The 14,824-nt window shown below is 45.8% G+C and carries 15 protein-coding genes and 5 tRNA genes; 11 read left to right on the top strand and 9 right to left on the bottom strand.

Annotated elements, in window-relative coordinates:
- Position 1: 1 nt before the first annotated feature.
- Genes RMO68_RS03255 through RMO68_RS03240 form a run of 4 tightly spaced genes read right to left on the bottom strand, consistent with a single transcriptional unit; the run spans position 2 to position 3,484 of the window.
- Entirely contained in the window at positions 2-1,177 is a 1,176-nt protein-coding gene (locus RMO68_RS03255; protein WP_310439281.1) for a replication-associated recombination protein A, read from the bottom strand.
- Between the two features lie 2 nt (positions 1,178-1,179).
- Positions 1,180-1,578, bottom strand: a complete 399-nt coding sequence (locus tag RMO68_RS03250; RefSeq protein WP_310439280.1) for a secondary thiamine-phosphate synthase enzyme YjbQ — start codon at positions 1,576-1,578, stop codon at positions 1,180-1,182.
- Positions 1,575-2,519 (bottom strand): pseudouridine synthase, encoded by a 945-nt coding sequence (locus tag RMO68_RS03245; protein WP_310439279.1) that lies wholly within the window; start codon positions 2,517-2,519, stop codon positions 1,575-1,577. The genes RMO68_RS03250 and RMO68_RS03245 overlap by 4 nt, the downstream gene beginning before the upstream one ends.
- Positions 2,516-3,484, bottom strand: coding sequence for a KpsF/GutQ family sugar-phosphate isomerase (locus tag RMO68_RS03240; protein ID WP_310439278.1), 969 nt, complete (start codon positions 3,482-3,484; stop codon positions 2,516-2,518). The genes RMO68_RS03245 and RMO68_RS03240 overlap by 4 nt, the downstream gene beginning before the upstream one ends.
- A 45-nt stretch (positions 3,485-3,529) precedes the next feature.
- Here RMO68_RS03240 and RMO68_RS03235 point away from each other — a divergent pair, with 45 nt between their 5' ends.
- From RMO68_RS03235 to RMO68_RS03225, 3 genes are read left to right on the top strand one after another with little or no spacing between them, the layout of a single operon-like run.
- Positions 3,530-4,921, top strand: a complete 1,392-nt coding sequence (locus RMO68_RS03235) for an NAD(P)H-hydrate dehydratase (RefSeq protein ID WP_310439277.1) — start codon at positions 3,530-3,532, stop codon at positions 4,919-4,921.
- Positions 4,918-5,472: a phosphoribosylglycinamide formyltransferase gene (purN, locus tag RMO68_RS03230; protein WP_310439276.1), complete on the top strand. Its 555-nt coding sequence runs from the start codon at positions 4,918-4,920 to the stop codon at positions 5,470-5,472. Before RMO68_RS03235 ends, purN begins: the two co-directional genes overlap by 4 nt.
- A gap of 12 nt (positions 5,473-5,484) precedes the next feature.
- The gene (locus tag RMO68_RS03225; protein ID WP_310439275.1) at positions 5,485-6,261 is read left to right on the top strand and encodes a thiazole synthase; all 777 of its coding nucleotides are present in this window, start codon (positions 5,485-5,487) and stop codon (positions 6,259-6,261) included.
- A 129-nt stretch (positions 6,262-6,390) separates the two neighbouring features.
- On the opposite strand, the gene RMO68_RS03220 is transcribed toward RMO68_RS03225, so the two are convergent.
- Positions 6,391-7,614 carry an MFS transporter gene (locus RMO68_RS03220; RefSeq protein WP_310439274.1) on the bottom strand — a complete coding sequence of 408 codons (1,224 nt, stop codon included), beginning with the start codon at positions 7,612-7,614 and terminating at the stop codon, positions 6,391-6,393.
- On the bottom strand, positions 7,614-8,981 hold the full coding sequence (locus RMO68_RS03215) for an amino acid permease (RefSeq protein WP_310439273.1): 1,368 nt from the start codon (positions 8,979-8,981) through the stop codon (positions 7,614-7,616). Before RMO68_RS03215 ends, RMO68_RS03220 begins: the two co-directional genes overlap by 1 nt.
- Before the next feature lie 221 nt (positions 8,982-9,202).
- On the opposite strand from RMO68_RS03215, the gene RMO68_RS03210 reads away from it, so the two are divergent.
- From RMO68_RS03210 to RMO68_RS03180, 7 genes are all read left to right on the top strand, one after another.
- A tRNA-Pro gene (locus RMO68_RS03210) sits at positions 9,203-9,280 on the top strand.
- 51 nt (positions 9,281-9,331) lie between these two features.
- Positions 9,332-9,408: transfer RNA gene (locus RMO68_RS03205), tRNA-His, on the top strand.
- A gap of 53 nt (positions 9,409-9,461) precedes the next feature.
- Positions 9,462-9,538, top strand: a tRNA-Arg gene (locus tag RMO68_RS03200).
- An 11-nt stretch (positions 9,539-9,549) separates the two neighbouring features.
- Positions 9,550-9,626 (top strand) — tRNA-Arg (locus tag RMO68_RS03195).
- Between the two features lie 19 nt (positions 9,627-9,645).
- Positions 9,646-9,730, top strand: a tRNA-Leu gene (locus RMO68_RS03190).
- Between the two features lie 160 nt (positions 9,731-9,890).
- The gene (locus RMO68_RS03185) at positions 9,891-10,736 is read left to right on the top strand and encodes a M23 family metallopeptidase (protein WP_310439272.1); all 846 of its coding nucleotides are present in this window, start codon (positions 9,891-9,893) and stop codon (positions 10,734-10,736) included.
- The gene (locus tag RMO68_RS03180; protein WP_310439271.1) at positions 10,714-11,409 is read left to right on the top strand and encodes an outer membrane protein OmpK; all 696 of its coding nucleotides are present in this window, start codon (positions 10,714-10,716) and stop codon (positions 11,407-11,409) included. Before RMO68_RS03185 ends, RMO68_RS03180 begins: the two co-directional genes overlap by 23 nt.
- A 91-nt stretch (positions 11,410-11,500) precedes the next feature.
- Here the strand turns inward: RMO68_RS03180 and rlmN are convergent, their stop codons facing one another.
- The 3 genes from rlmN to hisF are packed head-to-tail and all read right to left on the bottom strand — an operon-like array spanning position 11,501 to position 13,864.
- Complete coding sequence (rlmN, locus tag RMO68_RS03175; protein WP_310439270.1) at positions 11,501-12,574, bottom strand: 23S rRNA (adenine(2503)-C(2))-methyltransferase RlmN; 1,074 nt, start codon at positions 12,572-12,574, stop codon at positions 11,501-11,503.
- Positions 12,567-13,103: a purine-nucleoside phosphorylase gene (locus RMO68_RS03170; protein ID WP_310439269.1), complete on the bottom strand. Its 537-nt coding sequence runs from the start codon at positions 13,101-13,103 to the stop codon at positions 12,567-12,569. The genes rlmN and RMO68_RS03170 overlap by 8 nt, the downstream gene beginning before the upstream one ends.
- Entirely contained in the window at positions 13,100-13,864 is a 765-nt protein-coding gene (gene hisF / locus RMO68_RS03165) for an imidazole glycerol phosphate synthase subunit HisF (RefSeq protein WP_310439268.1), read from the bottom strand. The genes RMO68_RS03170 and hisF overlap by 4 nt, the downstream gene beginning before the upstream one ends.
- 157 nt (positions 13,865-14,021) lie before the next feature.
- Between hisF and rsmA the strand changes: the two genes are divergently transcribed.
- Entirely contained in the window at positions 14,022-14,801 is a 780-nt protein-coding gene (gene rsmA / locus RMO68_RS03160; RefSeq protein ID WP_310439267.1) for a 16S rRNA (adenine(1518)-N(6)/adenine(1519)-N(6))-dimethyltransferase RsmA, read from the top strand.
- Positions 14,802-14,824: the final 23 nt, after the last annotated feature.

The raw sequence follows: 14,824 nt of genomic DNA, 5'->3' as shown, positions 1-14,824 counted from the left end.
ATCAATCTTTATTTCCCCACACCTTCTCTATCCACTCCCCCATCTTCGCTTCATAACCGCTGTTTTTAAACTCGACAAATTTGAGGGGTTTGGAGAGGTACTTTTGTTCTACCCAACCGCCGAAGTCATGCGGATATAAATACCCTTTATGCTGTTGACGCAAATGCTCTGGAATATCGATGATCACTCCGTTTTTAACGGCACTTTGCGCCGTATTGATCGCGTTATACGCCGTGTTCGATTTCGGGGATGCGCAGAGATAGATCACCGCTTGAGCTAGGATTATACGCGCTTCGGGATAGCCGATTTGCTTCACACTCATCATCGCCGAGGTGGTCAAAGTCAACGCCTGAGGATTTGCATTCCCCACATCTTCAGAGGAGAGGATCACGAGACGGCGTGCGATAAATTCAGGTGGTTCTCCCCCCTCGATAAGACGGGCGAGGTAATAGATCGCCGCATCGGGATCGGAACCTCGGATGCTTTTGATAAGGGCGGAAGCGAGGTCATAATGGACCCCTGCTTCGGAACTTCCCAAACTTTGTGCCGCAGGGCGGAGTGATTTTAGGAGCGCAAGAGTAATCGATTTGTTCAATGCAGAAGCAACTTCGAGCAGTTTAAGCATCGCCCTAGCATCGCCACCTGAGCTGGCAATCAAATATTCACGTGCTTCCTCATCCATTTCAACGGAAGTACGAACTAACAAATCTTCTAACGCTTCATGCTCTATTGAATGGAGTTCAAACAGCAATGAGCGTGAACGCATCGCTGCAGTAAGGCTAAAATAGGGATTTTCCGTCGATGCCCCGATCACTAACACACTGTTTTTTTCCATAACGGGGAGTAACACCTCTTGCTGGTTTTTTGCCAGACGGTGCACCTCATCGATAAAGATCAAAGGCTTAGTAAGCGAGCCTTCATATTGATCGAAAATCTTTCGTAGATTTTCGATTTTTAAAGAGGTTGCGTTAAATTCATAAAAGGGGAGCCCCATTACCTCCGCGATTATCCGGGCTAGTGTCGTCTTACCGCATCCGGGAGGACCGTAAAAAAAAGAGTGGGTAAGATTACCCCCCTCGCAAAGGGATCGCAGAGGTGCACCAGGGGAGCAAAGGTGATTTTGACCTACCACATCGTCAAATTTTTTTGGACGAAGCAGATAGGTATAATCAGCCATTATTAGCCTGCAATAACTTTAATGATCACTTCACGCTCTTGACGCGGACCGTCAAATTCACCGAAGAAAACACCCTGCCATTTTCCGAACATCGGGCGGCCGTCATGAACGGGAATAGAGACCGAGGCACCCATACGGGATGATTTAAGATGTGCCGCCGCATTACTCCCGACATGAGCATAAGTAGCATCACTCGGGATCACTTTTGAAAGTGCGGAGAGTAAATCACGGCGGAGGTTTTGATCGGCATTTTCAAACAAAAAAACGCTACCTGTCGTATGCGGTGTGAAAACAACACAAATCCCCTCTTTAATCCCCGAGGTAATAACGGCTTCTTTTACTTCCGCACTAATATCCATTAGTTGTGTTTTATGACTGGTTGGGAATTTGAGTGTTTTCATTTTTTACCACCTTTTGAAAATTTAGATTCAGGCTTATATTTGTTGGTACTAAAAGGCTCATTACTAGGCTTCGCTTTGGCTTTCGCCTTATCCTTGGTGAATGTTTTTGTCGATTTATGTTCCGGTTTCCCCTCAGCTCTTGGGGCTTTTTTCTCGTTTTTTTGTTTCTGTTTTTCTGCTTTTTCAACTGCGTCTAAAAATTCCCGCAATGAGCTATACTCATTTCGCTCTAAGAAACGCACTTTTCCGGTCGGGAGATTATTGAGCTCAATCCCGCCGAAACTGAGCCGTTTTAAATCCACCACTTCGGCACCGAAATGGGCAAAAAAACGGCGGAGTTCACGGTTCTGTCCCTCTCCGATAGCTACTTTGAGCACCGAATAATCCCCCTGGTCTTTTTGTACCTGATAGGCATAAAACGGAGCAAAACTCATCGGCCCCTCAGGAGCTTGATCATGGGCTCCGGCACTTGCGTCTTCGAGTTCAAGCCCTTCCCCCATAGCGACTTTCATCCCCTCGGTAACAGGCCCCTTGATCTTAATCTTGTAAACTCGTTCCATCTTAGAGGTCATCAGTGCCGTTGCAACGCGTGAAGCATCGGTAAGAAGCAATAACCCCTCAGAAGCGAAGTCGAGCCGTCCGACCGGGATATAATGGCGATACTGTTTTGCAAGAGAATCGTAGATCGTTTTACGTCCTTGAGGATCTTTTTTCGTCACAAGCTCACCCCGTGGTTTGTTATAAACAATAACGGTAAATTGATCGGTGGGGATGATTTTGTTTCCGCTAATCATGACGTTAGCATGACGCTCATCGACTTGTGTCGCGGGATTGGTTTCAATCTCACCGTCAATACGAACGTATCCGTCTAAAATTGCCTGATCGGCTTCACGACGTGAATAGGTCGAATAGTGGGCGATAAATTTGTTTAGTCGCATCATGAGATACCTGCTTCCACAAGAGTATGAAGGTGCAATGCACCTTGAATCGTACCGTTTTTATCGGTGACAACTAATAATTGAATTTTTTTCTCTTCGATCAATACCAGCGCATCAGAAGCGAGCATCGTTGCATCATCGATCACACGAGGATTTTTTGTTGCGAATGCTTGGGCGGGAGCTTCGAGTGAAAACTCTTCGCTCATTAATGCGCGGCGGATATCACCGTCGCTCAAAAGTCCGGAGAGTTTTCCTTCCCTGTCGGTCAGCATAACGGTACCTAAACGCCCTTCACTGAGGGTGAGTATCGCCTCTTTAAGCGGGGTATTTTCATTCACGATCGGTAAGTTTTCCGTTCGCATCAAATCGCTCACTTTGACAAATAACCGTTTACCCAAAGCACCGCCGGGATGGAATGAGGCAAAATCCTCTTTTTGAAAGTTTCGCGCCTTCATCAGGCACACTGCAAGAGCATCCCCCATCGCCAAGGTGAGAGTCGTTGAAGAAGTCGGAGCAATATCGAGAGGACACGCTTCGGCGGAGACATTAATATTAATCACCTCATCACTGTAACGTCCGAGAGTAGAATCGCTGTTTCGGGTCATCCCGATGAGAGGGATATCAAAACGTTTGATGTGAGGGAGGATGGAGCTGAGTTCCGGACTCTCTCCGCTGTAGCTAATCGCTAACACCGCGTCGTCACGACCGATCATCCCCAAATCACCGTGCAACGCTTCGGTAGGGTGGAGAAAAAAACTCGGCGTCCCCGTCGAGGCAAATGTTGCGGCGATTTTAGCCCCGATAAGCCCCGATTTCCCAACACCTGTAATAACTAATTTACCTTTGCACGCAAGAATAATTTCTACGGCACGAATGATCTCGTCTCCAAGACGTTCCGACCCTTCACGAAGAGCTTGCGCTTCAATTTCAAGTGTGTTTTTGGCTATTGCGATATAATCGTTGTTCATAAAAGTTATTATAGCTCAATAACCCTTTAAAGCTGGTGTTTGTTTATGCAAAATCTTTACCTTGACGTATCCTCTCTCGATCAACGTAGCGTCACCAAATTCGCCCTTAGCGAAGAGGTGATGATGGAACATGCTGCACTCGCAATGGCACACGTCATTCGTGCACGCTTTTCTTCCGACTCATCTATCCTTATTGTATGCGGAAGCGGTAATAACGGGGCGGATGGGTTAGCCCTTGCACGCCTACTGGAAGGAGATTATCTTGTCTCTCTTCATATTCCCTTCGGCGCAAGCTCACCCCTTGCCCATTTACAGCGAAATCGTACAGAGGCATTAGGGCTCAAACATGCCCCGCTCGAAGGGGAATATGATGTTGTTGTTGATGCACTTTTCGGCTCGGGACTAAATCGGACCCTTGGGCCGACCGCTATCGAAGCCTTGGTCTTTATGAATCAGACGAATGGGTATAAAATCGCATGCGATCTCCCCAGCGGTCTTCATGCCGACGGTACTCTGGACAAACATATTTTTCATGCCGATATCACCGTTACGATGGGTTCACTCAAACGAGGACTGTTCAGCGATGCGGCCAAAGAGGTGGTCGGAGAGATCATTGTTACCGATTTGGGGATACACCGCCGTTACTACGAAACCCCCTCTTTATGGAAAATCCTAGAGGAAAATGATTTATCACTTCCCCACCGAATCCATACCTCCACCAACAAGGGCAACTATGGGCACTTAGCCATTGTATGCGGTGAAAAAGTCGGGGCATCCGTCATCGCCGGTTCTGCCGCACTTCGTTTCGGAATAGGGTTGGTAAGCCTCATCAGTAATGAAAACGTCACCGTTCCGTATGAGCTGATGCAAAGCCATTCGCTCCCCTCCTCTGCTACCGCTATCGCGTTGGGAATGGGTCTTGGTAGAGAGTTTTGCGATGATGAACTGAGTGTTTTGCTTGACAACACTCTTCCTCTTGTTTTGGATGCCGATATCTTTTACCATCCGATGTTTACTAAATTACTAAAACGAGAATCGATCATCCTCACTCCCCACCCCAAAGAGTTCACTCAAATTCTACGGGTCACGGGACTTGCCGATATCGATGTAGCAACGCTGCAAAATAACCGCTTTACCTATGTCGAGCAATTTTGCGCCGCCTATCCTAATGCGGTTTTAGTGCTTAAAGGTTCCAATGTCATCATCGGAACAGGTGAACGATTTTTTATCAATCCGCTAGGTACGGTTACGCTGGCAAAAGGGGGAAGCGGTGATGTCCTTAGTGGGCTTATCGGTGCACTATTAGCCCAAAAATATACTCCGCTCGATGCGGCACTCCAAGGCTCACTTGCCCATACTATTGCGGCGCGCCGATTCGATAAAAATAACTATGCCCTCACCCCATTTGACCTTATAGAAAGAATCTCCTCTTTATGAAAAAAATTGTTGCATTATTTAGCGGCGAGGGGACAAACCTCGCAAACCTCATTGAAAAAATTCATCTCAAACACGCCATCATCACCTGCGCCATCACCAATAATCCCGATGCCGGAGGAATTTCTAAAGCTCGTGCCGCCGGAATTCCGGTCGAAGTATGCGATCACACCGAGTACCAGAATCGTGAAGAGTATGACGCCGCACTGGTCGAAATGATTCACGATTATGCCCCTGATCTTGTCGTACTCTGCGGATTTATGCGAATACTCACACCCGTATTTACCAAACAAATTCACTCCATCAACCTTCACCCTTCGCTTCTACCCGCATTCAAAGGTGCTCGGGCAATCGAACGAAGTTATGAAAGCGATGAAAAAATCTGCGGGGTCAGCGTTCATTGGGTTACCGATGAACTCGACGGCGGTGAAATAATCTTGCAAAAAAGTTTTACTAAAAATCCTAATGATAATTTAGAAGAATTTTCGGCTAAAATTCGCGAAATTGAGCATGATATTCTCCCGCTCAGCGTTATTAAGATTCTCAACGATTAATAAAGGATACCTATGCACACATTACAAATCGGAAAATATACTCTCGGCAGCCGTCTTATCGTCGGAAGCGGAAAATACGACTCGTTTGAAACGACCAAAGCGGCAACCCTTGCATCAGGATCAGAGCTTATCACCGTCGCCGTGCGCCGTCTCAATATCACCAATCCGAACGAACCGAATCTTCGTGATACCTTTGCGGGAACCAATGTAAAATTCCTCCCAAACTCCGCAGGATGCACCACCGCCGAAGAGGCAATCACCTTGTTCCGTCTCACTCGCGAAGCAACGGGGATCGATCTGATCAAACTCGAAGTGATCGGCGATACTCAAAAAACTCTCTATCCCGATGTTTTGGAAACGATCAAAGCGTGTGAAGTTCTTGCCAAAGATGGATTTACTATTATGGCCTACACCTCGGATGATCCAATCATGGCACGCCGTCTCGAAGATGCGGGTGCTCACGCAATCATGCCTCTTGCCGCCCCGATCGGTTCAGGTTTGGGTGTTCAAAACAAATATAACATCGTGTTTGTACGTGAAGCGGTCAAAGTGCCTATTATCGTCGATGCGGGGATCGGATGCGCCAGTGATGCGGCGTTAGCGATGGAGCTAGGTGCGGATGGAGTTCTTACTAACACAGCGATTGCGCAAGCCCAAAATCCGATGCTGATGGCAGAAGCTATGAAGAATGCGGTAATCGCAGGAAGACTCAGTTATTTAGCAGGACGGATTCCGAAACGTCCCTATGCTACGGCAAGTTCACCGATAGATGGAATGATCCAATTTTAAAATAATTATGCCCTCACATCACACCAAGAGCAAGGTCGCTTGCCGAAGGGCAAAAGCGTACCGCCAGCGTTCTGGTGTGAGGGCGCTTTTCTTTTGCGTACTTTTCTTTTCTAAAAAGAAAAGTATCTATCAAGCTTCGATATAGTCCAAATCCTCATGAAACGTCTCACGGGTAAAATAAAGTGCCACCAAAGCAATCGTAAACACAACCGACCCCACTACTGCAGCGGAGCCCAAAACCCCCATACTCTCTTTTAAAAGCATAAAGCTCGACGTAATCGGAACGACCGAACCGCGTACAAAATTAGGAACCGTCGTTGCAACAGTCGCACGGATGTTGGTTCCGAACTGCTCGGCCGCCATCGTGATAAAGAGCGCCCAGTAACCGCAGAACACACCCAGTAAAAAGACCGCCACATAAAATGATTGTGCCGTTGCGCCCGATAGAGTGAAATAGTATAGGACACTCACAACCGAGAGAACCATAAATATCGTATACGCCCCTTTACGGCTTTGCATCTGTTGTGACAAATATCCGCTCGCCAAATCACCGACCGATAACCCGATATAGGTGTACATCAGTGCCTGACCCGCCGTTACTTCCCCTATGATATCGAGGGCTTTGGCAAACTCAGGGGAGAACATCACCAAAACGCCGACAACATACCACAGCGGCATCCCGATCACGATCGCTTTAATGTATTTACTGAAAAGCTTCTTGTGGGTAAAAAGGGCAAAGAAATGTCCCCTCTTAATATCATCACTCACATGGTGCTGAAACATTTCCGATTCTCTAACCCGAAATCTCAAAATTAAGAGCAAAAATCCGAGGACCCCTCCGATGATATACGCGTTTCGCCATGCAAAATTTTCAGCCACAATGTTCGCGGCAACAACTCCGAGAACACCGAACGCCGCAATACTCATTACCCCATAGCCCCGTAGCTCTTTAGGGAGGATTTCGGCAACCAGCGTCACCCCAGCCCCCAGTTCACCCGCCAAACCGATACCGGCGATAAACCGCAGGAGTGCGTACTGCTCGACATTAGTGACAAACGCATTTAGCAAATTCGCCACCGAATAGAGGATAATCGAGGCAAACAACACCGAAAGCCGCCCTTTTTTATCTCCGAGGACACCCCAAAGAATCCCGCCGATCAGCATCCCTCCCATTTGGGCGTTCAGGATAATCGATCCCCACAAGGTAACACCATCTTTATCCAGTCCCAGTTCAGTCAAACTCTCGACCCGTACTACGCCGAATAAAATAAGATCGTAAATATCAACAAAATACCCCATCGCAATAACGATGACAGGGAGAGTTAAAACTTGACGCCATACCGACACTGCCATCACTCAGCCTTTGATCGTTTAGCACCGTAAAAGGCGTAAATCAACATTCCGATAATAGACCAACCGATAAATCGTAACCACGTATCAAACGGTAATCCTGCCATCATGAAAATAATCAAGATAAAATTAAGCGGCATAAGGATCTTAAACGCAGGGACTTTAAATACCGGCTGAATAATATTTTGTCGTCGCAAGACGATAATCGCTACCGCTACCATCAAATAGGCGAATAATGTTCCGATGTTAACCAATTCCGCTAACGTTTTGAGAGGAATCAATCCCGCCATAATACTCAAAATAGCACCGCCGATAAGGGTTGCTTTATAAGGTGTATTGTACTTTGGATGAATTTCACTCAATGTTTTAGGGAGAAGCCCATCACGTGCAAGGGCAAAGAAGATACGGGTAAATCCAAGCCCCATGACAATCATAACGGTTGTAATCGTAATAACAGCCCCTAATGCAATAACATTCGCGGCGAAAGGTTCATTCACTCTATAAAGGGCAAATGCAAGAGCATCAGGTACATTAAGCTCCTGATAGGGGACGATTGCGGTAAGGGTAAAACTCACAAGAATAAAAAAGACGACAGAAAGTGCCAACGAAAGAAGTAAACCCAATGGGATATTCCGTTCAGGATTTTTCGTCTCTTCCGCCACCGTACTGATTGCATCAAACCCAAGATAAGCAAAAATAATCAATGCGGCCCCATGCCAAACCCCTTCCCATCCAAACGGTAAAAAGTTTGAAAGGTTATTAAAATCAACATGTGGTAATCCAACAACAACAAAAACAATTAAAACTGCCAGCTTAATAAATACAATGGCCGTATTGACTTTTGCACTTTCTTTAATCCCAATCGCGAGAAGGACAAAGATCGCTAAAATAATTCCAAATGCACTGATATCGATATAGGTTCCCGCACTCGGATTATACGCACCGCTCAGGGCTAATGGAATTTCTACCCCCATACTGTTTTCTAAAAAACGGCGTAAATACCCTGACCATCCTGTTGCAACAGCAGCAGTTGCTACACCATATTCAAGCAGTAAATTCCATCCGACAAACCATGCAAAAACTTCACCAAGCGAAGCAAATGTAAAGCTATAGGCACTCCCCGCTACTGGATAGGCAGAGCTAAGTTCCGCATAGATCAGTGCTGTAATACCGATCATAACGGCACCGAGTAAAAATGATAGTACAATCGCAGGTCCTGCCATCGTTGCCGCTGCCTGACCCGTAATAACAAATATCCCCGCTCCTATAACGGCACCGACACCAATAAACGTCACATCCATTAGTCCCAATTTGCGCTGAAATTCTCCACTCACGCCGGACATATCTTTTTTACGAAAAATACCTTTCATTTCCCCTCCTAACCTAACAACTCCAAGCACATTACACATTCCATCTAATAAGTCTCTATTATACATTAATTTTTCACTCTCATTGTAGTTTTTAGTCTCATCACAGACAAAAGATACCCCCATCGTTTAACATTGTTACGCTTTGTCTTGACAATATTCATATTTTCGACTATAATTTCGCCTCACTAATTAGCTCACTCGAGTTTAAGTTAGATGAAGGTCGGGGCGTAGCTCAGTCTGGTTAGAGTACTTGGTTTGGGACCAAGGGGCCGGAGGTTCGAGTCCTCTCGCCCCGACCATGTTTTTTTTCTTTTTTTGTATTTTTTCAAACAGATTCTTTATTACAGATGGTGGGTGTAGCTCAGTCGGTTAGAGCATCAGGTTGTGGTTCTGAGGGTCGTGGGTTCGATCCCCATCACCCACCCCATTTGTTTCTGGTTTGAAACACCTTTGATACACGATGTTTTAGAAGGCGATTGTGCGTTCGTAGCTCAACTGGATAGAGTAACGGACTTCGGATCCGTAGGTTATAGGTTCGAACCCTATCGGGCGCACCATATATACTCATGCGTCCTTAGCTCAGCTGGATAGAGCAATGCCCTTCTAAGGCATCGGTCAGAGGTTCGAATCCTCTAGGGCGTACCACCTTAGACTTTTTATATGTGCGGATGTGGTGAAATTGGTAGACACGCCAGACTTAGGATCTGGTGCCGCAAGGTGTGAAGGTTCAAGTCCTTTCATCCGCACCATCAATCGATAAACCCCTATTTATATGGGCATCGGTAGACTTCTTCAAAAAATAAATCTCCCTTTTCAAATACTATTTCTCTGACAACTTATTTCTAATAATCCGATTTCAAAGCCCTTAATGTTAAAATCATAACTATCTTTAGAAAAAGAGAGAATTTTATGCGTCTATTATTCGCTTTATGGATTGGTTTTTTATCCCTGTGGGGAGGGGAGGGATACAATGGCAAAAGTCTGATCCTAACACTCCCCTCTCCCTCCGGAACAATCGTGACCCAAGATCGCAACATTAGCGTTCTCTCTCATCCCTCAATTCCTCAACAAGGGATCGTTATCTTTCCTATCGACTATTACTCCCCCTTAGGTGATATGAATCTTACATGGAACGCACCCGGTAAAATACTCTCAATACCGATTACGATTCAAAACGCTACTTATCCCACCGAAACCCTTAGCGTCGACCCCTCGAAAGTAACCCCTCCCCCCGAAGCACTGGAGAGAATAGAACGTGAAAGCGCGCAGGCAAAAGAGATATATACACATTTCACCCCCGTCCGTTATTGGAATAAACCTTTCATTCAACCGCTTGATTCCTATATTACGAGTGAATACGGTTCTGCCCGCACCTATAACGGGACACTTAAAAGCTACCATGGAGGAGTCGATTTCAGAGCCCGTACACCCATCCCTGTCATTGCGACCAATAACGGTATTGTCGTACTAGCCGAAGATCGCTATTATGCGGGAGGAACCATTATTATCGATCACGGCGAAGGAATTTACAGTTGTTATTTTCATCTCAGCCGATACGACGTTCAAGTGGGTGATTATGTTATGCAAGGACAAAATATTGCCCTCAGTGGTGCGACAGGGCGCATTACCGGCCCCCATTTACATTTTGGAATGATGGTACATGGAACACAGAGTGATCCGCTTGATCTGATTTCAAAACTCAATGCTTTATTTGAAATTCCAAAGGAAAATCATGCCTCGATTAGTGTTCATTAGTCTTCTTTTAGCCACGAGTTTAAATGCTTTTTCAACTACCAATATTCAATATCTCTACGGAGATTTTGAGGGGCAAACGTTTCTTGACACACAAAATGGTGCCAAACATACCATAACTGCGGAACATTATCGTACCTTTGCCTATGGTGATGTGTTTATGTTTGTCGACTATGCTTACACCCATGAGGGGTTCCGGTTTACCGATAAAAAAAATGACCTCTACGGAGAGTTTTCTCCTCGTCTGAGCTTGGATAAAATAAGCGGTTTTTCTACTTCAAATGGAATTATTCGTGAAACCTATGCCGCGTTTCAGTACAACCGATCCGATACGTATCATGCTTGGCTCTACGGTGCAGGAGTTGATTTAAATATTCCGGGATTCACTGTTTTTGGAGTTAATCTCTACCGTAAGCATCAAAACCTCGGCGATCATACCTATCAACTCTCATTGAACTATTATGTACCTATAGGAAATCAATGGCATTTTGAAGGGTTCACCGACTGGACTGGAAGAGATTTTTTGAGTCAAAATCAATTGCTTTTTGACCTCACACAAATGATAGGAATTAAAGAGGGGAAACTCGAAGCGGGAACCGAATGGCACTATTACCATGAAAACAGCTACCACAGCGATAACGATGTTTTTCAGGCAATGCTAAAATATACGTTCTAATCTTTTTTCAGAGCGGCCCAAATAAAGCCGCCGAGGCCGACACCGACTACGATCACTAAAAACCCGACTTGAAACCAATCCATCCCCGACATTACACAACCTCGCTTAATTCTTTTTCTTTTAACTGACCGCACGCCGCACTGATATCCAGCCCTTTAGAATCACGAATCGTACACAATACTCCGTGTTTGATCAGATACTCCTGAAACGCCACCATATCGGCACGCGTCGGACGCTGATAATCAGACCCCTCATACGGGTTAAAAAAGATCAAATTAACTTTAGATTTAATTCCGTGCAACAGTTTGACCAGTTTTTTAGCCGAAACCAAATCATCGTTTTTCCCTTTAATCACGAGGTACTCAAACATCACCCGCTTACGAGTATCGATAGGGAACCGCTTCACCGCCTCGATGATCGAAGCGATATTATACGCCTTATTCATCGGTATCAATTCGCTACGGAGTTCATCATCTACGGCATGAAGTGAAATAGCGATATGAACGCCTAAATCCATCTGCCCCAGTTTATCAATTTTAGTACTTAGCCCACTTGTTGAAACCGTTTGTCGTTTCCCCGAAATACTTAACCCCTCTTCGTCTTTAAGGATCGTGATCGCTTTCGCTAAATTCTCCAGATTATCAAGCGGCTCCCCCATCCCCATGTAGACGATATTAAGACGGCGATGCGCAGCGAGATTATTATCCATCTTCACCGCCAACACCTGTGCGACGATCTCTCCCGCACTTAAATCACGGGTAAATCCCCCCTTAGCGGTAAGACAAAACGAACACCCCACCTTACATCCCACCTGCGTCGAAACACAGACGGTAAAACGGGCTTCGTGCTCGATATTTCCTTCATCATCGATCGACTCGTCTTTCATCTTGAGCCACACCGTCTCAACGGTTTTCCCGTCGCTCAGTTCGAATAAATATTTGATCGTCCCATCAGTTGAACACTCTTTTCGCACAATCTTAAGAGGCATAATCTCATACTCAGATGCTAACTCTTCACGCATCGCCTTAGGAATATTCGCCATCGCCTCAAAACTCGTCGCGTACTGGTGATAAATCCATCCCCAAATCTGTTTGGCACGAAAGGAAGGTTTCACCAAATTAGCGAGTTCCGTCTTGGTGTAGTCGAGGATGCATTTCTTAGCCACGAATCAACCCTTTTTCTTTGAGATGTTCACGGAGCAATACTTTAGCAAATCCGTGATTGGCGATAAAGTCGCGGTGAGCATTGGCATCGCAATAGTTGGTGATACAAAATACTCCTCCGGCAGGGATACCGAAAATTTGCGCCACCCGCATAACGGTGAAAAACTCCATATTTTCAATCCCCATCCCCAGTGCTCTCATCTGTTCCATTGCACGCGCACTCGTCGTGATGTAGTTTGAGGAGTTAACGATAACATCTTTGATCTCTTCCGTTTGTGCGGAGATGACGTTATCTATCGGTGTATAGGCACTTTTATCCAAAAACCCTAACTCGATGTTAGCCGCCGTTTTAGACTCGATGATGTCATTGATTTGATGCTCCCCGTAACTCCCCGCACTCCCGACAAAAAGGAGGAATTCGGGTTTGTGAACCAAACAATGGCGGGTGAGATTGATAGCACTGTCGATCAGCCCCACCCCTATCGGTGTCGCAAAATCAAACGTTTCGTTATTGCCGGCGCATAAAATCATAGCCGTACCGGAATCCCGTTAGTCGATAGATAACGTTTCAGATCCATAATATCGATCTCTTTGTAGTGGAAAATACTCGCCGCCAGTGCCGCATCGGCACCGTGTTCAAATGCTTCGCGAATATGTTCCATCGTCCCCGCACCCCCACTGGCAATAACAGGGACATTAACGGCTCGACTAATCTGTTCGGTGATCGAGAGATCAAATCCCGCTTTGGTGCCGTCGGCGTCCATAGAGGTGAGGAGAATCTCTCCCGCTCCGCGATCCACGACCTCTTTTGCCCACTCTAATGCATTAATCCCCGTATCGACGCGACCGCCGTTAAGATAAACGTTATACTGATCACCCGTACGTTTCACATCAATGGCAACCACAATGCACTGAGAACCGAACCGTTTAGCCCCTTCATTAATAAACTCAGGACGTTTAATCGCCGCAGAGTTGACACTCACTTTGTCACACCCGACGGCAAGAAGTTTGTAAATATCATCGAGAACTCGTATCCCGCCGCCAACCGTAAGAGGGATAAAAACCTCACGGGCTACTTGCTCGACGATATGAACGATCGTATCGCGTTCTTCGTGGGAAGCGGTAATATCGAGAAAGGTTATCTCATCTGCCCCCTCTTCGTTGTAGCGTTTTGCAACTTCGACAGGATCACCGGCATCTTTTAGCCCCACAAAATTGACCCCTTTAACGACACGCCCGTCTTTAACATCGAGGCAGGGGATAATCCGCTTGGCAAAATAGTTATTCTTCATGTGGCACCTTGCATACAATACATTGCGGAAGTATATATCTCATTACCAAAAGTAACGATAAAGTAACCAAATTGATAAACTTCATTCAAACCGTTCCAAAACAGAGTTTTTTGTGATTTAATAGGGGATTAACACTTTATCAGGTATAATCAAGGCAATGCAAAAAGACCGTGCCGCAATTGCCAAAAAAAAATTTGGTCAAAACTTTTTAAAAGATGAGGCTGTTTTAGCTCAAATCATCCAATCGATGCCCGATACGCCTTACCGTATCGCAGAAATCGGGCCTGGATTAGGTGATTTAACTAAGTATTTAGTTGATGTCAAAAGTGTTACCGCTTTTGAGGTCGATACCGACTTGTGCAAGCATTTGAAGCACCAATTTGCCGATGCTATCAGTACCAATACTCTGGAGCTCCGTTGTGGAGATGTGCTAGAGCATTGGAAGAGTGAGCTTTTGGATGAACCGTACGATTTAGTGGCAAATTTGCCCTATTATATCGCTACCAATATCATCCTAAAAGCCCTCGCCGATCCGGCGTGCCGAAACTTGCTTGTCATGATACAGCGTGAAGTGGCGGAGAAATTCTCTGCCGCACCCGGAGAGAGAGCTTTTGGAGCGCTCAGCGTAATTACGCAAAGTGTGGCTGAGGCGGAGATCGTAATACACGTTCCCCCTACCGCATTTGAGCCTGCTCCCAAAGTCGATTCGTGCGTACTGCTCATTTCTAAACGCACGAACCGTAATGATGAAGGGTTTGAAGACTTTTTACGAACGGCCTTTACACAGCCTCGTAAAACTCTCCACAAAAATCTCTCCTCACGCTATGATGGAACTTCTCTGATTGAAGCGTTTGAAATGCTGAAATTGGAACGCTCCATCCGACCTCATCAGCTTGACACCTCTGACTTTCACCGGCTCTACACCCTTATAAAATAACCTTTTCAGGGTATTTAGAGCAT

The organism is Sulfuricurvum sp. (genome assembly GCF_031427015.1).
In the GTDB taxonomy this organism is placed as follows: domain Bacteria; phylum Campylobacterota; class Campylobacteria; order Campylobacterales; family Sulfurimonadaceae; genus Sulfuricurvum.
Note: the sequence above shows the minus strand (reverse complement) of the source record. Positions and strands in the feature narration are given on the sequence as shown.